This window comes from Paracoccus sp. UBA889 (genome assembly GCA_002294185.1).
Lineage (GTDB): Bacteria > Pseudomonadota > Alphaproteobacteria > Rhodobacterales > Rhodobacteraceae > Paracoccus.
The window spans coordinates 29,284-49,208 of the sequence record DBFD01000076.1 but is presented as its reverse complement, the minus strand read 5'-3'; the positions used below and the strand labels follow the sequence as shown (position 1 = coordinate 49,208).

Annotated in this window: 19 protein-coding genes; 7 read left to right on the top strand and 12 right to left on the bottom strand. The window is 66.5% G+C overall.

The window, feature by feature from the left end; translation table 11 throughout:
- Window positions 1-30 precede the first annotated feature (30 nt).
- From B4L36_RS15580 to B4L36_RS15570, 3 genes are read right to left on the bottom strand one after another with little or no spacing between them, the layout of a single operon-like run.
- Window positions 31-855, bottom strand: a complete 825-nt coding sequence (locus B4L36_RS15580; protein WP_292959042.1) for a lysophospholipid acyltransferase family protein — start codon at window positions 853-855, stop codon at window positions 31-33.
- Window positions 852-1,781, bottom strand: coding sequence for a cell division protein FtsX (locus B4L36_RS15575; protein WP_414692193.1), 930 nt, complete (start codon window positions 1,779-1,781; stop codon window positions 852-854). The genes B4L36_RS15580 and B4L36_RS15575 overlap by 4 nt, the downstream gene beginning before the upstream one ends.
- A complete protein-coding gene (locus tag B4L36_RS15570) occupies window positions 1,778-2,452 on the bottom strand; it encodes a cell division ATP-binding protein FtsE (protein WP_292959040.1) in 675 nt (224 codons plus the stop codon). The genes B4L36_RS15575 and B4L36_RS15570 overlap by 4 nt, the downstream gene beginning before the upstream one ends.
- A gap of 96 nt (window positions 2,453-2,548) precedes the next feature.
- Here B4L36_RS15570 and B4L36_RS15565 point away from each other — a divergent pair, with 96 nt between their 5' ends.
- Window positions 2,549-3,313, top strand: coding sequence for a zinc-ribbon domain-containing protein (locus B4L36_RS15565; RefSeq protein ID WP_292959038.1), 765 nt, complete (start codon window positions 2,549-2,551; stop codon window positions 3,311-3,313).
- 27 nt (window positions 3,314-3,340) lie between these two features.
- Here B4L36_RS15565 and B4L36_RS15560 read toward each other — a convergent pair whose 3' ends face one another.
- The 4 genes from B4L36_RS15560 to argH all read right to left on the bottom strand — a co-directional run bounded on the left by B4L36_RS15560 (window position 3,341) and on the right by argH (window position 8,702).
- Window positions 3,341-5,788, bottom strand: coding sequence for a DUF4175 domain-containing protein (locus tag B4L36_RS15560; protein ID WP_349675831.1), 2,448 nt, complete (start codon window positions 5,786-5,788; stop codon window positions 3,341-3,343).
- Between the two features lie 95 nt (window positions 5,789-5,883).
- Window positions 5,884-7,149, bottom strand: coding sequence for a diaminopimelate decarboxylase (lysA, locus tag B4L36_RS15555; protein WP_292959034.1), 1,266 nt, complete (start codon window positions 7,147-7,149; stop codon window positions 5,884-5,886).
- The gene (locus tag B4L36_RS15550; RefSeq protein ID WP_292959032.1) at window positions 7,150-7,299 is read right to left on the bottom strand and encodes a lipoprotein; all 150 of its coding nucleotides are present in this window, start codon (window positions 7,297-7,299) and stop codon (window positions 7,150-7,152) included.
- Window positions 7,296-8,702: an argininosuccinate lyase gene (gene argH, locus B4L36_RS15545; RefSeq protein ID WP_292959030.1), complete on the bottom strand. Its 1,407-nt coding sequence runs from the start codon at window positions 8,700-8,702 to the stop codon at window positions 7,296-7,298. The genes B4L36_RS15550 and argH overlap by 4 nt, the downstream gene beginning before the upstream one ends.
- A 23-nt stretch (window positions 8,703-8,725) precedes the next feature.
- Here argH and B4L36_RS15540 point away from each other — a divergent pair, with 23 nt between their 5' ends.
- Entirely contained in the window at window positions 8,726-9,274 is a 549-nt protein-coding gene (locus B4L36_RS15540; RefSeq protein ID WP_292959028.1) for a TlpA disulfide reductase family protein, read from the top strand.
- Here B4L36_RS15540 and B4L36_RS15535 read toward each other — a convergent pair.
- On the bottom strand, window positions 9,249-9,830 hold the full coding sequence (locus B4L36_RS15535; RefSeq protein ID WP_292959026.1) for a DNA-3-methyladenine glycosylase I: 582 nt from the start codon (window positions 9,828-9,830) through the stop codon (window positions 9,249-9,251). The genes B4L36_RS15540 and B4L36_RS15535 overlap by 26 nt on opposite strands.
- Window positions 9,831-9,969: 139 nt before the next feature.
- On the opposite strand from B4L36_RS15535, the gene B4L36_RS15530 reads away from it, so the two are divergent.
- From B4L36_RS15530 to phbB, 3 genes are all read left to right on the top strand, one after another.
- Complete coding sequence (locus tag B4L36_RS15530) at window positions 9,970-10,740, top strand: EAL domain-containing protein (RefSeq protein WP_292959098.1); 771 nt, start codon at window positions 9,970-9,972, stop codon at window positions 10,738-10,740.
- A 561-nt stretch (window positions 10,741-11,301) separates the two neighbouring features.
- Window positions 11,302-12,474: an acetyl-CoA C-acetyltransferase gene (locus B4L36_RS15525; protein WP_292959024.1), complete on the top strand. Its 1,173-nt coding sequence runs from the start codon at window positions 11,302-11,304 to the stop codon at window positions 12,472-12,474.
- 88 nt (window positions 12,475-12,562) lie between these two features.
- Window positions 12,563-13,288, top strand: coding sequence for an acetoacetyl-CoA reductase (gene phbB, locus B4L36_RS15520; protein ID WP_292959022.1), 726 nt, complete (start codon window positions 12,563-12,565; stop codon window positions 13,286-13,288).
- Between the two features lie 80 nt (window positions 13,289-13,368).
- On the opposite strand, the gene B4L36_RS15515 is transcribed toward phbB, so the two are convergent.
- The 3 genes from B4L36_RS15515 to B4L36_RS15505 form a co-directional block, all read right to left on the bottom strand.
- A complete protein-coding gene (locus B4L36_RS15515; protein ID WP_292959020.1) occupies window positions 13,369-13,533 on the bottom strand; it encodes a YdcH family protein in 165 nt (54 codons plus the stop codon).
- A gap of 61 nt (window positions 13,534-13,594) precedes the next feature.
- On the bottom strand, window positions 13,595-14,353 hold the full coding sequence (locus B4L36_RS15510; RefSeq protein WP_292959018.1) for a tRNA1(Val) (adenine(37)-N6)-methyltransferase: 759 nt from the start codon (window positions 14,351-14,353) through the stop codon (window positions 13,595-13,597).
- Window positions 14,346-14,555, bottom strand: a complete 210-nt coding sequence (locus B4L36_RS15505; protein WP_292959016.1) for a DUF2007 domain-containing protein — start codon at window positions 14,553-14,555, stop codon at window positions 14,346-14,348. The genes B4L36_RS15510 and B4L36_RS15505 overlap by 8 nt, the downstream gene beginning before the upstream one ends.
- Window positions 14,556-14,630: 75 nt before the next feature.
- Here B4L36_RS15505 and B4L36_RS15500 point away from each other — a divergent pair, with 75 nt between their 5' ends.
- On the top strand, window positions 14,631-15,632 hold the full coding sequence (locus tag B4L36_RS15500) for a polyprenyl synthetase family protein (protein WP_292959014.1): 1,002 nt from the start codon (window positions 14,631-14,633) through the stop codon (window positions 15,630-15,632).
- A gap of 106 nt (window positions 15,633-15,738) precedes the next feature.
- Here the strand turns inward: B4L36_RS15500 and B4L36_RS15495 are convergent, their stop codons facing one another.
- A complete protein-coding gene (locus tag B4L36_RS15495) occupies window positions 15,739-17,067 on the bottom strand; it encodes an ammonium transporter (protein WP_292959012.1) in 1,329 nt (442 codons plus the stop codon).
- Window positions 17,068-17,466: 399 nt separating this feature from the next.
- Between B4L36_RS15495 and B4L36_RS15490 the strand changes: the two genes are divergently transcribed.
- The gene (locus tag B4L36_RS15490) at window positions 17,467-19,764 is read left to right on the top strand and encodes a transglycosylase domain-containing protein (protein ID WP_292959010.1); all 2,298 of its coding nucleotides are present in this window, start codon (window positions 17,467-17,469) and stop codon (window positions 19,762-19,764) included.
- The last annotated feature ends 161 nt before the right edge of the window (window positions 19,765-19,925 follow it).

The window sequence follows — 19,925 nt, the reverse complement described above, 5'->3', positions numbered from 1 at the left end:
TCCCCCATATCTTGGCGCCGCCCCGCCGCGTCAGTCCGCGAAGGGGGGGCGCGGCTCGTGCAGGGGATCGGCCTCGCGGCCCGATGGCAGCGTGAAGCCTGCCTGTTCCATCAGACGATCGGAATGGGTTTCGATCTCGGCCTCCAGCCGGGGCAGGAAACCTTCGGGCGGGACCCCGGTATCGATCACCGGCAGGAATTCGACCACCGGGCGGCCCGGCCGGATACCCCAGCCCTTTCGCGGCCAGAACAGGCCGGTATTCACCGCGACCGGGACCACCGGCAGATCCGTCGCGGCCCGGATCGTGGCGACGCCATGCTTGTAGTTGCGCCGCTCGCCCGGGCGCGTCCGCGTGCCTTCGGGATAGATGATCAGCTGGCCCAGTCCGTCACCCGCAAGCCGCTGGTTGATGGTGGCCGAGATCGCGCGCAGGGCATCGCGTCCCTTGCTGCGGTCGATCGGGATGCAACCCACCTTCCACGCATACCAGCCCATGACGGGAACCCGCATCACCTCGCGCTTCATGATGAAGGCACGGCGCGGCAGGGCATGGGCCAGCACCAGAATGTCGAGAAAACACTGATGCTTGGCCGCGACGATGCAATCGCCGGTGGGCGCCGTGCCGCGCACCTCGCAGGACACGCCCAGATGCAGACGCGCGGCCCACAGCAGATGGCCGATCCAGGCCGTCGCGACACGGTTTGCCCCCCTGGCGCCGCCAAACGCCACCAGCGGCAGGCCGAACAGGCCGTAGGTGACCGTCGCCAGCGCGATATGCAGATAGAACAGGGCGTTCTGCACATATTGCCACGGGCCCAGAGGGCCGGGCGTGGCATCGTCACGCCGCGCGCTCATCGGACCGCGCCCAGCATCTTCAGCGCCGCCCAGCGGGTCGCGAAAAAGCCCACCGCGGCGGCGACGACCGGGATCAGCAGCGGCATCAGCCAGCTCCAGCCGCGAAAACCCAGACCGGTCAGGAATCCGCCCGCCGCATCCATCTCGGGCAGGGCCGCGATCGCTATCAGCCCGATCACCGTGCCCGCCGCCGATCCGATGGCCGCGCGATGGGTGAAGCGGCGCACAAAGGCCGTCGCGATGGTGATGTCGCGCGCGCCGATCAGGCGCAAGACGCGGATCACCTGCCGATTCGCGGCCAGCGCCGCCTTCGCGGCCAGCGCGATCATTGCCGCCGAGGTCGCCGCAATCAGCGCCAGCGACACGACCCCCAGGGCCCGCAGCCGGTTGGCCGCCGAGACCAGCGGCCGCCGCCACTGCGTGTGATCGTCCAGGATCGCGCCCGGCGCCTCGGCCTCCAGGCGCAGGCGCAGGCCCTCGGCGTCGAAATCGCCGCTGGCGATCGGCAATTCGATCAGCGAAGGCACCGGCAGCGCATCCACCGGCACGTCGGGGCCGAACCAGGGCGTCAGAAGATCGGCGACCTGGGCGTCGTCCAGCAGTTCCGGCGCGCCGGCGCCCGGCGTCGTGCGCAGGATGCCCATCACCGATTCCGTCAGCGCCTGCTGTTCACCCAGCGGCGCGCTGACCCGCACCGTGACCGAGCCCGCCAGTTCCGAGGACCAGCGATCCGCAAGCCGCCCGGTGGCCAGGGCCAGGGCCAGCGCGAAGACCGCCAGAAACGCCATCGCCGCGGCCGAGAACAGCGTCAACTGCGCGGTGAAGCCGGTCGGCGGCACGATCCGGTCACCCTTGCCGCCATCGCCGCGCAGAAGCTGCTGCCACAGCGCGCCCAGCTTCGGCTTGCGAAAATCCTTGCGTTTCACAGATCGCTCCCCGCCAGTTGCAACGTCCCGCCCGCGATCCGCAGCACCCGCGCCGCGACCTGGGCCTTGATCGCCCGGATCAGATTCAGATCATGCGTGGCGACCAGCACCGTCTTGCCGGATTTGTTCAGCTCGATCAGCAATTGCATCAACCGCATCGACATGTCCCAGTCCAGATTGCCGGTCGGCTCATCGGCCAGGATCAGGTCGGGCGACAGGATCACCGCGCGCGCCAACGCCGCCCGCTGCCGTTCGCCCCCCGACAGCGACGGCGGCAGCGACCGCGCCTGCTGGGCAAGCTGCACCCAGCCCAGAAGATCGCGCAGGGCCTCGATCTCGACATTCTGGCCGGCGACGCTCAGCGGCAGGGCAACGTTTTCGGCCACCGGCAGGTGATCAAGAAATTGTGCATCCTGATGCACCACGCCGACGCGCCGGCGCAGATGGGCGATGTCGTCGCGCCCGAGGCTGCCGATATCGGCGCCAAAGGCCGTGATCCGTCCCGAAGTCGGCAAAAGATCGGCATAGAGCATCCGCAGCAAGGTCGTCTTCCCCGCGCCGGACGGGCCGGTCAGGAAATGGAACATGCCCGGCTGCAGGCTCAGCGTCATGTTCGACAACAGCGCAGGCCCTCCGCGATAGCCGAAGCCGACATCCTGCATCTCGATCAAGCGCCACCCCCATTCGTTACCGGGATCCTGCTCCGGCCGCTTGGAAGCCGGACCCGCGTTTGATAGAACAGCGACAAGGCGAATGCGAGGGTCGGCATGGCGGAAATAAGGTTGATCTGTCCGGGCTGCGATGCGGAATACCGCATCCCCGAAAAGGCGATTCCCCCCGAAGGCCGCGAGGTCGAATGCAGCGATTGCGGCAGGGTCTGGCATGGCGAACGTCCGGCGCGGACCGCCGAGCCGATGGATCTGAGCCGTTTCAGCGTGGCCGAATCCGAGGCACCGGTTCCGCAAGCCCGCGTCCAGCCACCGCGCCGCCGCGTGCCCGACAACGTGCTGTCTATCCTGCGCGAGGAGGTGGAACACGAACGCCGCGCCCGCTTTCACGAGGACGGCTTAGAAAGCTGGCCGGCAGCCGCGCAGGAACCGGCAGGCGCCGGACCTGGCGCCGCCGAACGCGGCGATCCGGATTGGCCCGCGACGACGGTGACGGCCGTTCAACGCAACGCCACAGCCGACCCGGCCGCACAAATCCCGGCGGCGCGATCCGCGCAGGACATACCGACAATCGCGACGGCCCCCGCCACCGCTGCCCCGGAAGTCACGAAAAGCAGCGCCGCGACGGCCGATGGACGGCCACAACCGGCCGTGCAGGCGAACCCGACACAGCCGCGTCGTTCGGGCTATGGCATGGGGTTCGGGCTTTCGGCGATGATCGCGGCCTCGGTCGTCGCGCTTTACCTGTTGGCACCGCCGATGGCGGATGCCGGTCCCTTCGGCGCCTTTCTGATGGATCTCCGCGAGGGCCTGGATCAGGCGCGGCTGTGGCTGCAGGATCGGGCAAGCGCGCTGTTCGCCTGATCCGCTTGGCCCAAACCACGCGCGGGCTCAGAACCGGTCCAGCAGGCGGCCCAGATAGTCGCGTTCGTCCTGCGGCCGCTGACGGTCGCCGCTGCGGCGCCGGATTTCATCCAGAAGGTCACGGGCGCGTTTCGCCGGATCCAGCCCCTCGGCCAGAGGGTCGCCCGAGGTGACGACGTTGCCGTTGCCCGACCGCTGTCGCCCAAGCGGGTCCAGCATCGGCCGGCCTTCGCTGCGCATCCCGCCTCCCGGCTGTTGTCCCTGACCATCCTGCGCGCCGGCCTGCTGCCCGCCCTGCTGCTGACCCTCGCCGGCCTGTTGCCCGCTGTCCTGGTTCAGCATGTCGCCAAGCGCCCGCATCCCCTCGCGCAGCGACTGGATCGCATCGGCCTGACGCTGCAAGGCGCCGCCGGTATCGCCATCACGCAGCGCCTGTTCGGCGTCATCCATCGCGCGCCCGGCCTCGTCCAGTTGCCGCCGGGCTTCGTCCCCCTGCTCCAGTCCCTGCCCCGGCAGCATCCCGCGCTGCTGGCCCAATTCCTCCCGCAGGCCCCTCTGACGGTCGGCGAAATCCTGCGAATTCTGCGACGGCTGGCCGCTCTGGCCCTGACCGAATTGTTCCTGCATGTCGCGGAACGCCTCGTCCGACAGGCGCTGCTGTTGCCGCAGGGTATCGGCGAGACGATTCATCGACCGGTTGCCCTGACCCTGCTGGCCGCTGCCGCTGCCGCCCTGCCCCTGGGTGACCTGAAGGTTCTCCATCATCCGGTTGAACTGTTCCAGAAGCTGCTGCGCCTCGGCCATCCGGCCCTCGTTCATCAGGCGCTGGATTTCGTCCATCATCTGCTGGATCTGATCGCCGGTGATCTGCTGGCCCTGCTGGTTCTGGGCAAAGCGGTCCGACTGGTCCTGCTGGCCCTGTTCGGCCAGCATCTGGGTATAGGCGTCGGTCGCGTCCTTCAATTCGTCCATCAGCCGCTGAATCTCGTCCTTGCTGGCACCGTTGCGAATCGCCTCGGACAGCTTTTCCTGCGCCTGCTTCATCCGTTCGAGCGCATCCGACAGCCCGCCATCTTCCAGCAGCATCGCCGCCTTCCACAACGCCTCGGCCAGCTTGTCGCGGTCCTGCGCCGACAGATCGCCTGATTCGAGCATGCCGATGGCGCGCTGCAATTCCTGATACAGGGTCTGATCGACAAAGCCCTGCGGCTGCCAGGTGACCGCCCGCAGGATCTCGGCGCTGCGGCCCGCATTTTCACGCGACCACAGAAGGTCGCGCCGAATCTCGATCAGGGCGGCGGCCAGCGGGTTGAAGAACCGCTTGCCCGGCAGCAGGGTTTGCAACGGCTGGGACAGGCCGGCCTGCTCGATCCCGTCCACCGCCTCCAGCGTCAGCGTGACCGGCAGGTTCGCCCAGGGGTGCCGGGCCAGGTCCTCGACCAGTTGCCCCCGGATCTCACGCCGGTCGCCCGACCGCGGCAGCGGAAGCTGCAATTCGATCGGATCGCGCGGCTCGGGATCGACGGCAAGACCGAAGCGGCGATCGACCGAGGCCAGGTCCAGTGCGATCCGCGCCTGACCCGAGACGACGCCGTTGTCGTCCCTGGCCTGGAATTCCTGGATCAGGCGGCCATCCGCGCGTCGCGTGGGCGCCGCCCCGGCCCGGATCACCGGCGCGCGGTCGGGCAGGACGGTCACGTCAAAGCGACGTCCGGCGACCGTGATCGCGCCCGATCGTTCGGCCCGGAAACCCGGCGCCTGTCCATCATCCGAAACGGCAGGCCCGATATCCTGCGTCACCGCGGCGCCCTCGCCATAGAGGCGGAAGGTGACGGCGCTGCCTTTGGGCAGTTCCAGCACCTCTCCCTCGCGAAGCGCGTTCAGATAGATCGTTGGACGGCGGGTATAGCGCGGCGGCTCGGCCCAGCCTTCCCAGGACGGTCCTGCCGGGTCGCCCGGCGCATTGGCCAGCGGCCGCCCCATCGTCGCCGCGATGGCGCTGATCCCCTGTCCCATCTGGCCGGCGCCGCCAAAGATCAGCGCCATGGCCAGCGCCACCATCGCCGCCAGGCGCAGCGCGAAAGGATCGCGACGGGCCAGATCGGCGTCGGGGCGCACGGCCCGCGCCGCCTCGGCCCGCGCCTGCATCTGCACCAAATGCGCCCGCCACAAGGCCCCCTCGCCGCCCAGAACGGCATGATCGCCAAGCGCGGCCAGCGGTCGGCCCGGCAGGGTGCGGTCCAGACGTTCCAGCGCCTCGGACTCGCGCACCCGGCGATAGCGCAGCCCCCCGACGATCGCCGCAACGATCAGCGCGGCCATCGCCGCCCCGCCCAACCACGGCAGGGCGATCGTCGGCAAGGATTCCACGCCGCCCAGGGCAAGGACGGCGAACAGAACGGCCAGCAGCGCCAGCAGCGGCCAGAAGGCCCGCGCACCGCGCTCCCAGACCATCCCCCACCGGGTCAGACGCAGGGCCCGGCCAATCTTGCCCTTCTTCGTTGCGAAAATACCCTCGGGGGTCCGGGGGCGGACAGCCCCCGGCGGTGACGTCGGAACCGGGTGTCGCGTCAAAGCCATTCCGGGATGGTATCGCGGGACAACATTTCCTCAAATGTCGGTCTGGCGCGGATGACGGCGAAGTGATCGCCGCTGACCAGCACCTCGGGCACCAGCGGACGCGAGTTGTATTCCGAGGCCATCACCGCCCCATAGGCGCCGGCCGAGCGGAAGACGATCAGATCGCCCGCGCCCAGTGTCGGCAGATCGACGCCCTTCTGGAACGTATCGGCCGATTCGCAGACCGGACCCACCACATCGACGCGCCGGACCTCGGCTGCCACCCCCGGCTGGGCCACCGGAACGATATCGTGATGGGCGCCATACATGGCCGGTCGCAGCAGATCGTTCATCGCCGCGTCCACGATCAGGAAATCGCGACCCTCGCCCTCTTTCAGCCAGATCACCTGCGACAGCAGCACACCGGCATTGCCGACGATGTTGCGGCCGGGCTCGATCTCGATCTCGCAGCCCAGATCGCCGACCGTCTCGCGGATCACCTGACCGTATTCCAGCGGCAGGGGCGGGGCATTGTTGTCGCGACGATAGGGAATGCCCAGACCCCCGCCCAGGTCCAGCCGGGTGATGGCATGGCCATCGGCGCGCAGCGCGCGGGTCAGATCGGCGACCTTCGCATAGGCCGCGCGATAGGGATCGAGATCGGTCAGCTGGCTGCCAATATGCACGTCGACGCCCACCACCCGCAACCCCGGCAGGGCCGCCGCCTCGGCATAGACCTGGCGCGCCTTGGCGATCGGGATGCCGAACTTGTTTTCCGATTTGCCGGTCGCGATCTTCTCATGTGTCTTCGCGTCCACGTCCGGATTCACCCGGATCGCCACCGGCACCTCGGCGCCCATCGTGACGGCCAGGTCCGACAGCGCCCGCATCTCGGGCTCGCTCTCGATGTTGACCTGCCGGATACCGCCTTCGATCGCCTGACGCATCTCGGCCAGGGTCTTGCCGACGCCGGAAAACACGATCCGCTCGCCCGGCACGCCCGCCACGCGGGCCCGCGTGTATTCCCCGCCCGACACGACATCCATGCCCGCGCCCAGATCGCCCAGCAGCTTCAGGACGGCCAGATTGCTGTTGGCCTTGACCGCGAAGCAGACCAGGTGATCGGTCCAGTCCAGCGCCTGCCGGAACAGGCCGAAATGGCGGGCCAGAGTGGCCGCGGAATAGACATAGACCGGGGTGCCGACCTCGGCCGCGATCCGCGTCAGCGGCACGTCCTCGGCGCACAGCGTGCCGTCGCGATAGTTGAAATGGTCCACCTAGAACTCCGTCGAGACGCCCATCCGGGCATCTCCCGAAATGGTGACGCGGGCGTTCTGCTCGAAGGGTTTCTTCGCCGGACGCTGGGGCGGCCCGTCCACACCGCAGGCGGACAGGAAAAGGGTGGCAATCAGCAGCAATCGTGTCATGCAAGAATCTCCTTCCAGCGGGCGATCTGGGCGCGCACCTGATCGGGCGCGGTGCCGCCATAGCTTTGCCGCGAGGCGACCGAATTGTGCACGCCCAGAACGGTGAAGACGCCGGCGCTGATCGCCGGATTGACCGCCTGCATGTCGGACAGGGTCAGATCCGGCAGGTCGCAGCCCTTCTTCTCGGCCAGCGCGACCAGCGATCCGGTGACGTGATGCGCCTCGCGGAAGGCCAGGCCGGCCTCGCGCACCAGCCAGTCGGCCAGATCGGTCGCGGTCGAGAACCCGGCCGAGGCGGCGGCCTCCAGCCGGTCGCGGTTGGCGGTCAGGTCAGACAGCATCCCCGTCATCGCGGCCAGAGCCAGCATCAGGTGATCGGCGGCATCGAAGACCTGTTCCTTGTCCTCCTGCATGTCCTTGGAATAGGCCAGCGGCAGACCCTTCATCACCGTGAACAGCGCCACCGTCGCCCCCAGGATCCGCCCGATCTTGGCGCGGATCAGCTCGGCGGCGTCGGGATTGCGCTTTTGCGGCATGATGCTGGATCCGGTGGACCACTTGTCCGACATCGACACGAAGCGGAACTGGGCCGAGGACCAGATCACCAGCTCCTCGGACAGGCGCGACAGATGGACCGCACAGATCGAGGCCGACGACAGGAACTCCAGCGCGAAGTCGCGGTCGCTGACGGCGTCCAGGCTGTTGGCCATCGGCCGGGCGAAATCCAGTGCCTTCGCCGTCGCCTCTCGGTCGATCGGATAACCGGTGCCGGCGAGCGCCGCCGCCCCCAGGGGCGATTCGTTCATCCGCCGGCGAGCATCCCGAAACCGCGACAGATCGCGGCCGAACATCTCGACATAGGCCATCATGTGATGACCCCATGTCACCGGCTGGGCGGTCTGAAGATGGGTAAAGCCCGGCATGACCCAGTCCGCGCCGCTTTCGGCCTGCGACAAGGCCGCGCGGATCAGCGCCTGCAGTCCGGCGATCGCGGCGTCGCATTGGTCGCGCACCCACAGCCGGAAATCGGTCGCGACCTGATCGTTGCGCGACCGGCCCGTATGCAGGCGGCCTGCGGGTTCGCCGATAATGTCCTTCAGCCGCGCCTCGACATTCATGTGGATGTCTTCCAGCGCCGCGCTGAACGGAAAATCACCGGTCTCGATCTCTGACAAGACCGTGATCAGCCCTTCCCCGATCGCCTTCGCATCGCTATCGCTGATAATGCCCTGCGCGGCCAACATGGCGGCATGGGCCCGGCTGCCCCGGATGTCCTGGGCGTAGAGCCGCCGGTCGAAGTCGATCGAGGCATTTATCGCCTCCATGATCGCGTCCGGCCCGGCGGCGAAACGACCGCCCCACATGCTGTTGGCGGCGTCCTTGTCCTGGGGCCGGTCGGTCATAGGGAAAGTCCTTCGGAGGTCACATGCTGCGTCTCGCCCTGCTTTATACGGCCCTGTTCATCGGTGCAAATCCCGCCTTCGCGGGCAAGGTGGACTGGCAGGCGGCGCGAGAGGCGGGGCTGGAAAGGCTGCTGCCGACCGAGAATGCGCCCGCGGTGGGCGAAACCCCCTTCACCGACCGCGACGGCCGCGAATACCGCCTGTCCGATTACAGGGGCAAGGTGTTGCTGGTGAATTTCTGGGCGACCTGGTGCCCGCCCTGCCGCAAGGAAATGCCCTCTCTGGACGCGCTGCAGGCCGAGATGGGCGGCGAGGATTTCGAGGTCCTGACCATCGCCACGGGACGCGACACGGTTTCCAAGATCGACGCCTTCTTCGATCAGACCGGGGTCCGGAACCTGCCCGTCCTGCTGGATCCCAAACAGCGGCTCGCCCGCGAAATGGGCGTCGTCGGCCTGCCGGTCAGCGTTCTGGTGGACCGCGAGGGCCGCGAAGTCGCGCGTCTGATGGGCGATGCCGACTGGTCGGGCGATGCCGCGAAACAGGTCATTCGCGAACTGACATCCGAGTGATCGCCGCGTGGCGGTGACAGGTGGTGACGTGATCGTTCACCATCCCCGTCGCCTCCATGAAGGCATAGGTGATGACCGGACCGCAGAAATTGAAGCCGCGTTTCTTCAGCGCCTTTGACATCGCAATCGATTCGGGCGTGGCGGTCGGCACCTCGGCAGAGGTCTCGAAACGGTTGAGGATCGGGCCGCCGCCGGTAAAGGACCACAGGAAGGGCGCGAATCCCTCGGCCGCTTCGATCTGCAGAAACAGGCGGGCGCCCTTTACGGTCGCCGCGATCTTGCCGCGATGACGGATGATTCCCGGATTCTGCAGTGCCCTCGCGATCCGCGCCTCGTCCCAGCCGGCCACACGTTCGGGGTCGAAACCCTCGAATTCCTCGCGAAAATTGTCACGCTTGCGCAGGATGGTGATCCAGCTCAGCCCGGCCTGAAAACCGTCCAGGACCAGCTTTTCCCACAAGGCCCGCGCATCGCGTTCGGGTACGCCCCATTCGGTATCGTGATAGGCGACGTAGAGCGGATCGGTTCCGCACCAGGCACAGCGCCCCACAACCATAGCGTTAACCCTGACTCCAGAAATCGCTGCGAATTCATCTCAGGTTAAGACATCATGGGCAAAGTGCAACAAACGACCGAAGACGAGGCTTGACGTGAAGGAAGGCACCCCACCCAGAGGATCGCCGCTGGACTATGCGATGGATCAGCAAAGCCGCATCACGCTGCCCGCCGTGCGCCTGGCGGTGGAAAAGGGCAATGGGGTCCTTGCCTATCAGCCGATCGTGCAGGCCGCCCAGCCGGGTCGGCCGGCCTTCTACGAAGGGTTGATCCGCATCATCGACGACAGCGGCCGGATCGTGCCGCTGCGCGACTTCATGCCGGTGGCCGAAACGACCGAACTGGGCCGCCAGATCGATTGTCTGTCCCTGTCGCTGGGCCTTCAGGCCCTGGCCGAGGATCCCTGCCTGCGCCTCTCGGTCAACATGTCGGCACGCTCGATCGGCTATCCCGACTGGATTCGGACGCTGCGCGACGGAATTTCGGCCGATCCGCATATGGGCGAGCGGCTGATTCTGGAGATCACCGAAAGCTCGGCCATGGGGATGCCCGATCAGGTCCGGAATTTCATGCGGGAGGTGCAGCGGCACGGGATCAGCTTGGCGCTGGATGATTTCGGCGCGGGCTATACCTCGTTCCGCTATCTGCGCGATTTCTGTTTCGACATGATCAAGATCGACGGGCAATTCATCCGCGAGATCGCCGAGCATCCGGACAATCAGGTGCTGACTCGCGCGCTGATGTCCATCGCGCATCATTTCGACATGTTCACCGTCGCGGAATCGGTGGAAACGGCCGAGGATGCAAGCTTTCTCATCGACAGCGGCATCGACTGCCTGCAGGGCTATTATTTCGGCGCCCCGACGATTGCGCCACCCTGGAAGACTCCGCCTTCGGTGGCGCGCCGCTGAGGCCGTCGTGCGGGTATCCGGCAATCCGAACACGGATCGCATGGATCGCGATCCGGCCGGGACACCGCCGGAAAACGCGCGCGCCCCGGGCACAGCCCGGCGCGGTCGCTTCCGCCGGGCCGCGCATTGCGCGACCGGTGGCGCCGCCTAGACCCTGTGACGCCGCGCAGACAGAGTAACCGTCGGCGCCGTCGGTCGCCCTGATCGGGCCCGTGTCAGGCCAAGGGCTCGAACGGCGCAATTGCGGCCAGAAGGCGGAGACATCATGGAGGAGATTTCGGATCGGAGATCCCATCGCGCAAAGCGAAGGCCGGTCAATCCGGGATTCGGCCTGCGCGGCGGTGCCGATCTTCTGGGCGGGGCGGAGGTCGCCCGGGTCTGCAAGGCGCCCATGGGATCGCGGAAAACTGGGGCCCGCCAGGCGTCATTTCGCGTCGCGCCGCCCCCCTCCGGGCTGCCAGCAGGCGCGCGCCGGGACCCGATCTGCTTGACCTGACGGTACGAACCCGCATCCTAGCCTCGATTCGCCGCAATTCCGGCGCTGATGGGAAGGAGCCCGCCATGACCAAAGCCGTTATCGTTTCCGCCGCCCGCACGCCGGTCGGCAGCTTTCTGGGATCGTTTGCCAACATTCCGGCCCACGATCTGGGCTCGGCCGTCCTGAAAGAGGTCGTTTCCCGCGCCGGGATCGACCCCGCCGAGGTCAGCGAAACCATTCTTGGTCAGGTGCTGACCGGCGGTCAGGGTCAGAACCCCGCCCGTCAGGCGCATATCAATGCCGGCCTGCCGCAGGAATCGGCCGCCTGGCTGATCAATCAGGTGTGCGGATCGGGTCTGCGGGCGGTGGCTCTGGCCGCCCAGCAGGTCATGCTGGGCGATGCGACGATCGTTCTGGCGGGCGGCCAGGAAAGCATGTCGCTGGCAACGCACGCGGCCTATCTGCGGGCCGGGCAGAAGATGGGCGACGTGAAGATGGTCGATACGATGATCCGCGACGGCCTGTGGGACGCCTTCAACAACTACCACATGGGCCAGACCGCCGAGAACGTGGCCGAAAAGTGGCAGATCGGCCGCGACACCCAGGACGAATTCGCCGTCGCAAGCCAGAACAAGGCCGAGGCGGCCCAGAACGAGGGGCGCTTCGACGACGAGATCGTGGCCTATACCGTCAAGACCCGGAAAGGCGACACGATCGTGGACAAGGACGAATATATCCGCCCCGGTGCGACGCTGGAAGCGATGCAGAAGCTGCGTCCCGCATTCACCAAGGATGGATCGGTCACGGCCGCGAACGCCTCGGGGCTGAACGACGGCGCCGCCGCGGTGATGGTGATGACCGAGGACGAGGCAAACCGCCGCGGGCTGACGCCGCTGGCGCGCATCGCGTCCTATGCCACCGCGGGCCTGGATCCGGCGATCATGGGAACCGGGCCGATTCCCTCCAGCCGCAAGGCGCTGGAAAAGGCCGGCTGGTCGGTCCGCGATCTGGATCTGGTCGAGGCGAACGAGGCTTTTGCAGCCCAGGCCTGCGCGGTGAACAAGGATATGGGGTGGGATCCTTCGATCGTGAACGTGAACGGCGGCGCCATCGCCATCGGCCACCCGATCGGCGCCTCGGGCTGCCGCATCCTGAACACGCTGCTGTTCGAGATGAAGCGCCGCGACGCGAAGAAAGGCCTGGCAACCCTGTGCATCGGCGGCGGCATGGGCGTCGCCATGTGCCTGGAGCGCTGATCGCGACACCGGCGCGCAATGATGTTGCGCGCCGGCATCTGTTTGGATAGCAAGATTTCAACGACACGATAATTCAGGAGGGGTATTCATGTCGAAAGTCGCCGTAGTCACAGGGGGATCGCGAGGTATCGGCGCGGCCATCTCGAAGGCGCTGAAAGAGGCAGGCTATCAGGTAGCGGCCATTTACGCCGGCAATGACGAGGCCGCGAAGGCCTTTACCGATGAAACCGGGATCAAGACCTACAAGTGGTCGGTCGCCGATTACGATGCCTGTGTCGCCGGCCTGAAGCAGATCGAGGACGAGATGGGTCCGATCGCGGTGCTGGTCAACAATGCGGGCATCACGCGCGACGCGATGTTCCACAAGATGACGCCGCAGCAATGGCGCGAAGTGATCGACACCAACCTGACCGGCCTGTTCAACATGACCCACCCCGCCTGGGGCGGAATGCGCGATCGCAAATTCGGCAGGGTCATCAATATCAGCTCGATCAACGGCCAGAAGGGTCAGGCAGGCCAGGCGAACTACTCCGCATCCAAGGCCGGGGATCTGGGCTTTACCAAGGCGCTGGCACAGGAGGGCGCGCGGGCGGGCATCACCGTCAACGCGATCTGCCCCGGCTATATCGGGACCGAAATGGTCCGCGCCATCGATGAAAAGGTGCTGAACGAACGCATCATTCCGCAGATCCCCGTGGGCCGCCTGGGCGAGCCCGAGGAAATCGCGCGCTGCGTGGTGTTTCTGGCCTCGGATGACGCGGGCTTCATCACCGGCTCGACCATCAGCGCCAATGGCGGGCAATTCTTCGTCTGACGTCCCAACCAGGCGACAACATGACACGGCCCGCACCGATGGTGCGGGCCGCTTTCAGAAACATGAAACCGTTCAACAGGTTAGTGGGACAGCCGGGTAATTTCTTCCTTGATGCGAAGCTTCTCGCGCTTCATCGCGGTAATTTCGAGATCGCTGGACCCAGGACTTTTCTGTGCCCTCTCAACGGCATCCGAAAGGTTCTGGTGCTTTCTGCGAAGTTCCTCGACATGGGAAGTAACCGACATTGCGTCCTCCTCTAAAGGTTGTGTCGAACAGGGACGATTGCAGCACAGCTTTTCGATTCTGTCACGGGACTTTCGCAAATAGTTCCGCAATCGGCGCGCCTTCGCGAAGAACCGCCTGCGCGGCCGGGGTCAGGTCTTCGCGATCGGCCGAGTGGCGGTCTGACTGATGCATCACGAAGGGCGCAAGCAAGCGCAGCGGCGCGCGCGCGCCCTTGCGGGCGACGACAAGGACGCGCCCGGCCTCGCGACCCCGCCGGGCGGCGATGGGCAGGATCGTCAGCCCGCCCGCGCGCTGATCCAGCGCGGCAACCAGCCCCGCCAACCGGTCGGATCGCTGGATCAGCGTGATCCGCCCGCCCGGCCGCAATCGACGCAGGCCAGCGTCGATCCATGCCCGCAGCGGCGCATCCTCGTGGCGCGCTTCGGCCCGACCGGGTTCCGCGGCGGCTGTGCCACCCAGGAAATAGGGGGGATTCGCGATGACGTGATCGAAGCTTTCGGTACGCAGTCCCGACGGCATCCGCATCAGATCGCCCACCACGACCCGCATCGCGATGCCGTTCCGCGCGGCGTTTTGCCGCGCCAGTTCGGCGTAAACCCCTTGCCGTTCCAGCCCGGTCAGCGCCAGGTTCGGCACCCGCCAGCCCAGGCACAGGCTGGCGATTCCCGCCCCGCAGCCCAGCTCCAGCACCGATTGCCCCGCCTCGGCCGGGCAGGCCGCCGCCAGCATCACCGCATCGGCGCCCGATCGATAGCCCCGGACAGGCTGTGCAAGCCGCAAACGCCCGTCCAGAAAGCCGTCTTCGCGCGTATCACTCATCCAGACCGGCGTTGCGCATGATCGCGCGGGCCATGAATTCGTCTCGGTCCGCGACCATCAGGCGGCGTGGCAGCACCCCGATCGAGCCTTCCAGAACGCTCATGTGCTGGTCCAGTTCGAAGGTCGGAATGTCCTCGGCCTCCAGCAGCGCCACGGCGTGCGAGATTCGGACAGGATCGGTGCTGCGAAAAAGCTCTTTCATGGGTCAGACGATAGGCGGCGGTTGCGCAATTGTCGATGGCATGGCAATGCGTTGGGCCAGAAACGGGATATGGCCATGGGTGTGAACGAAAACGTCCAGAAACCGCTGGACCGTCTGGCCGAGGCGCTGGCGTCCGAGATGGAGGCGGTGAACGCCCTGATCCGGCAGCGCATGGCCAGCCGCCATGCGCCGCGCATCCCGGAAGTGACCGCGCATCTGATCGAGGCGGGCGGCAAGCGGCTGCGCCCGATGCTGACACTGGCGGCGGCGAAACTGGCGGGATATGACGGGCCCTACCATGTTCATCTGGCCGCGACGGTCGAGTTCATTCACACCGCCACCCTGCTGCATGACGACGTGGTCGATGAAAGCCGGCAGCGGCGCGGCCGGCCCACCGCGAACCTGTTGTGGGACAACAAGTCCTCGGTCCTCGTGGGTGATTATCTCTTTGCCCGCAGCTTCCAGCTGATGGTCGAGCCCGGCAACCTGCGCACGCTGGAAATCCTTGCCAATGCCAGCGCCACCATCGCCGAGGGCGAGGTGCTGCAACTGACTGCCGCGCAGGATCTGGGAACCGATGAAAGCGTCTATCTGCAGGTGGTGCGGGGCAAGACGGCGGCGCTGTTTTCGGCGGCGACCGAAGTCGGCGGCGTGATCGCCGGCGCGCCCGAGGCCCAGGTGCGGGCGCTGTTCGACTATGGCGACGCCCTGGGGATCGCCTTCCAGATCGTTGACGACCTCCTGGATTACGGCGGCGCGACCGAGACGATCGGCAAGAATGTCGGTGACGACTTTCGCGAACGCAAGCTGACCCTGCCGGTGATCAAGGCCGTCGCCAGCGCCGATCCCGCCGAGCGGGCCTTCTGGGCGCGGGTGATCGAGGCTGGCGACCAGCACGATGGGGATCTGGAGCAGGCCCTGCGCCTGCTGGACCGGCACGGTTCGATGCGGGCCGCGCGGGCGGATGCGATGGACTGGGCCGAGCGCGCGAAATCGGCACTGGCAGAGCTGCCCGATCATCCGGTCCGGGACATGCTGTCGGATCTGGCGGATTTCGTCGTCAGCCGCGTCGCCTGAGCGTTTCGTCCGCATTTTCCGGCACCGCCCGCAGAAGCCTCGGGGACGGACGTGACAAAAGGGCGGGCCGCTTGCGCAACCCGCCCTTTCGGGGAAATGCCCCGGCCTATTTGGCCTGGACGAAGTCGGGATAGGCCTCCATCCCCATCTCGGAGATGTCGAGACCGGTGATCTCGGCATCCTGGCTGACACGGATCCCGCCGAACGCCCTGAGCGCCAGCCACACGACCAGGCTGACGCTGAAGACGAAGGCGCCGATGGCCACGATGCCGATGATCTGGGTGACGAAGCCGGTGTCGGGGTTGGTCGCCGGGACGATCAGCGTGCCCCAGATCCCGGCGATCAGGTGAACCGGGATCGCACCGACCACGTCGTCGATCTTGAATCTGTCCAGCATCGGAACCGCCAGGCAGGCAAGGGTGGCGCCGATGCCGCCGATCAGGACCGCGGCGAAGATCGACGGCGTCAGCGGCTCGGCCGTGATCGAGACCAGACCCGCCAGCGCGCCGTTCAGCACCATCGTCAGGTCGATCTTGCCATAGGCCAGCTGGGTGACGATGATTGCGGCCACCGCCCCGGCCGAGGCGGCCATGTTGGTATTCACGAAGATACGGCTGACATCGGCGGCATCGTTGACCGAGCCGATGGACAGTTGCGAGGCGCCGTTGAAGCCGAACCAGCCCAGCCACAGGATGAAGGTGCCCAGCGTCGCCAGCGCAAGGTTCGATCCGGGCATCGGCTGCATCCGCCCGTCGGCGCGATACTTTCCGGCCCGCGCGCCCAGAACCAGCGCCCCTGCCAGCGCGGCCCAGCCGCCGGCGCTGTGAACCAGCGTCGAGCCGGCGAAATCCGAAAAGCCCATTTCCGACAGGAAGCCGCCGCCCCATTGCCAGCTTGCCTGAACCGGATAGATGAGGCCGGTCAGCACGACGGTGAAAACGAGGAAGGAGTTCAGTCGCACCCGCTCGGCCAGGGTACCCGATACGATCGAGGCGGTCGTGGCACAGAACATGAGCTGGAAAAAGAAATCCGATCCGGCCGAATAGCCGTCACCGGCGACCCCTGCCCCGACCGGATCGATGGTCTTGGGGCTGAAGATCTCACCGACGACGCCCGGCACGGTCCAGTCGCCGGGATACATCAGGTTATAGCCGATCAGCCAGTACATGATGCCCGCGATGCCGAACAGCGCGATGTTCTTGAAAAGCTGGGTGGTCACGTTCTTGGATCGGACCAGCCCGGCTTCAAGCATGGCAAAGCCGGCCGCCATCCACATGACCAGAAAACCGCCGATCAGAAACAGCAGCGTGTTGAAGATGTAGACGACGTCCGCGCTGACCGCGGCCGCCACCTCGGCCGGGGCCGCATCCTGCGCCACGGCAGGCAGGGCTGCCAGGGACGCAAGCGTCGCGATGAGCGGGAGGGACTTTTTCATCTGTTTACCTCACTTCCGTGCCGCAGCCGCCGGACGGGCTGCCATCCGGCCTTTGATCGGAAATTCCGGGGCTTCGGCACAAGGCGGCGCGCTGCCCGGCGCCGGCAGAAATATCGGCTGCCTCAAAATTGGCGTTGCCGGCTGCCCAAGGCCCAAGAAACGGGCAGATTGCGTTCGGCGCCGCGGCCCGCTGCCCGTCACCTGTGCATGTTCGCGGATTTTGCCGCGTCAGGCGGCGGTCGCGGCAAGTTCCCGGACGAGCCGGGCTTTCGGCGGCAAGACACCGCCCCTTCACGGATTGGTCAGGAGAATTCCCTCTGCCCGATTCTTGCTGTATGCTGATGGCCAACTTGGCCGGAGAAAGAACCGGCAGGGCAGTCAAGCAGGCATCTGGACCACATGAAACGACCGACCGGCACCCCGAAGCGCACGGGCAAAAGCCCTGTTGCCGACAAGCGCAGTTCTCCCAAGGCCGCAGCGGCCTCGAAATCGGCCGTGCGCCGGCACAAGCCGAACCAGCGCAAGCGGGGCAATGTCGTCGTGCGGGCCGTCGCGGGCACGGTCTGGCTGTTCTGGCGCATCCTGTGGGGTTCGTTCTGGCGGCTGACGATGGTGGTTCTGCTGATCATCGGCGGGGCCTCGGCCTATTATTATGCGGGCCTGCCCGACGCGAAGGAATTGTTCGACGCGCGTGCGCGCGGATCGGTCACCATGCTGGATCGCGAGGGCCGCGTCTTTGCCTGGCGGGGCGAGACATTCGGCACCGTCACCGGCGAGAAAACCGCCCCGGTCCTGCGCGATGCGGTGGTCGCGACCGAGGACCGTCGATTCTACAGCCATCTGGGCGTCAGCCCGCGGGGTATCGCGGGCGCGATCCGGATCAACCTTGCCGAAGGCCGCGGTCCGCTGGAAGGCAATGGCGGTTCGACCATTACCCAGCAGGTGGCCAAGCTTTTGTGCCTCGGCGAGACATTCGATCCGATCCGCTGGAAGAACGAGGCCGAATTCGAGGCCAGCTGCCGCGTCGGCAGCCTGTGGCGCAAGGTCAAGGAGGTCCCCTTCGCCTTCGCGCTGGAGGCCAAGTATTCCAAGCAAGACATCCTCAACATCTACATGAACCGGTCCTATCTGGGGGCCGGCGCGCGCGGCTTCGAGGCGGCGAGCGAGCGGTATTTCAACAAGCCCGCAACCGATGTGACCCCGGCCGAGGCCGCGATGCTGGCCGGGCTGCTCAAGGCTCCCAGCTATTTCGCGCCGACCGCCGATCTGGAACGCAGCCAGGGTCGGGCCGATGTGATCCTGGATCTGATGAAACAGCAGGGCTATCTGAACGACAAGCAATATGCCGAAGCCAAGGCGAATCCGGCGGTCCTGTCCAAGGCGGCGCAGGCCCGCGCGGGCGGCTATTTCGCCGATTGGGTCATGGATTCGGGCCCCGGTTTCCTGACCAGCGAGACGACCGACGACATTACCATCAAGACCACCTTCGATCAGGACATCCAGCGGGCGGCCGAACGCGCACTGAAACGGATTTTCGACGAGAAGCTGGGCGGCAACAGCAAGGCCGAGGCCGCCGTCGTGGTGATGTCCGCCGATGGCGCGGTGCGCGCGATGATCGGCGGTCGCGACAACACCGTGAACGGGGCCTTCAACCGCGCCATCCAGGCCAAGCGGCAGACCGGGTCCAGTTTCAAGCCCTTCGTCTATGCCGCGGCGCTGGAGGCGGGATATTCGCCCTCGGACATCATTGAGGACGGGCCGATCACGATCCGCATCCCCGGCGGAAAAAACTGGTCGCCAAAGAACTATACCCGCCGCTTCTATGGTAACGTGACGCTGGAGACGGCGCTGAAGAACTCGCTGAACACCGCGACGGTCCGCCTGCAAGAGATCGTGGGACGCGATGCGGTGCGCCGGGTGGCCAGTGATTTCGGCATCGTCAGCAACCTGACCACAAGCCCCTCGCTGGCCCTTGGCGCCTCCGAGGCCACGCTGCTGGAACTGACCGGTGCCTATGCCGGGATCCGCAATGGCGGCACCTCGGTCGCGCCCTATGGCCTGGTCGAATTGTCCATCAAGGGCGACGACCAGCCGCTGATGGGGCAGTTGGGCGGCCTGGGCCAGCGGGTGATCAGCCCGCGCGCGGCCGGTCAGCTGATCTACATGATGCAGCAGGTGATCGATTCGGGCACCGGCAAGCGGGCCAAGCTGGGCTCGCGCCCGGCCGCCGGAAAGACCGGCACGACCAGCAGCTACCGCGACGCCTGGTTCGTTGGCTTTACCGAACAATATGTCGTCGGCGTCTGGATGGGCTATGACGACAACACGCCGCTGAAGGGCGTGACCGGCGGCGGATTGCCGGCCGAGATCTGGCAGGCGGTGATGACCGATATTCACGAAGGCCTGCCCGAACTGCCGCTGTCCACCGTTTCGCCCGATGGCAGCGGGGTGATCATGTCCCAGGGCAATTCGACGCCGAAAGTGGTCACTTCGGGTTCTGCCGATGATCCGCTGGCGGCGGCGCTGGCGGGCGTGATGAACAGCGTCGAGGGCAGTAGCCAGCAGCGCGGCCGAATCATTGGCGCGGCCCCGACCGAGGTGGGCGGCAGCGCGCCACAAACGCCGGGCAGCTCGACCTCGGCCAATTCAGACGACGCTCTCAGCCGCGCCCTGAACGGCATCCTCGGCGGCAATTGACATCGCGTCCCGGCCCGCGGGCGATTGCTGACAAGCCCCGCCATTCAGGCGGGGTTTCGTTATTCCGGCTCGGTCGAGGGGCTGCGACGCGGCCATGTGTGCACCGGCCGCGAATGGGTGGTAATCGCCTGGAAGTCGCAAGCGCCCGGTCACCGATCCAG

Excerpts from the sequence above, each read along its gene's own strand:
- B4L36_RS15580 (WP_292959042.1), bottom strand. The coding sequence starts at position 855 with ATGAGCGCGCGGCGTGACGATGCCACGCCCGGCCCTCTGGGCCCGTGG.
- B4L36_RS15565 (WP_292959038.1), top strand. The coding sequence starts at position 2,549 with ATGGCGGAAATAAGGTTGATCTGTCCGGGCTGCGATGCGGAATACCGC.
- B4L36_RS15550 (WP_292959032.1), bottom strand. The coding sequence starts at position 7,299 with ATGACACGATTGCTGCTGATTGCCACCCTTTTCCTGTCCGCCTGCGGT.
- argH (WP_292959030.1), bottom strand. The coding sequence starts at position 8,702 with ATGACCGACCGGCCCCAGGACAAGGACGCCGCCAACAGCATGTGGGGC.
- B4L36_RS15540 (WP_292959028.1), top strand. The coding sequence starts at position 8,726 with ATGCTGCGTCTCGCCCTGCTTTATACGGCCCTGTTCATCGGTGCAAAT.
- B4L36_RS15535 (WP_292959026.1), bottom strand. The coding sequence starts at position 9,830 with ATGGTTGTGGGGCGCTGTGCCTGGTGCGGAACCGATCCGCTCTACGTC.
- B4L36_RS15530 (WP_292959098.1), top strand. The coding sequence starts at position 9,970 with ATGGATCAGCAAAGCCGCATCACGCTGCCCGCCGTGCGCCTGGCGGTG.
- B4L36_RS15525 (WP_292959024.1), top strand. The coding sequence starts at position 11,302 with ATGACCAAAGCCGTTATCGTTTCCGCCGCCCGCACGCCGGTCGGCAGC.
- phbB (WP_292959022.1), top strand. The coding sequence starts at position 12,563 with ATGTCGAAAGTCGCCGTAGTCACAGGGGGATCGCGAGGTATCGGCGCG.
- B4L36_RS15515 (WP_292959020.1), bottom strand. The coding sequence starts at position 13,533 with ATGTCGGTTACTTCCCATGTCGAGGAACTTCGCAGAAAGCACCAGAAC.
- B4L36_RS15510 (WP_292959018.1), bottom strand. The coding sequence starts at position 14,353 with ATGAGTGATACGCGCGAAGACGGCTTTCTGGACGGGCGTTTGCGGCTT.
- B4L36_RS15505 (WP_292959016.1), bottom strand. The coding sequence starts at position 14,555 with ATGAAAGAGCTTTTTCGCAGCACCGATCCTGTCCGAATCTCGCACGCC.
- B4L36_RS15500 (WP_292959014.1), top strand. The coding sequence starts at position 14,631 with ATGGGTGTGAACGAAAACGTCCAGAAACCGCTGGACCGTCTGGCCGAG.
- B4L36_RS15495 (WP_292959012.1), bottom strand. The coding sequence starts at position 17,067 with ATGAAAAAGTCCCTCCCGCTCATCGCGACGCTTGCGTCCCTGGCAGCC.
- B4L36_RS15490 (WP_292959010.1), top strand. The coding sequence starts at position 17,467 with ATGAAACGACCGACCGGCACCCCGAAGCGCACGGGCAAAAGCCCTGTT.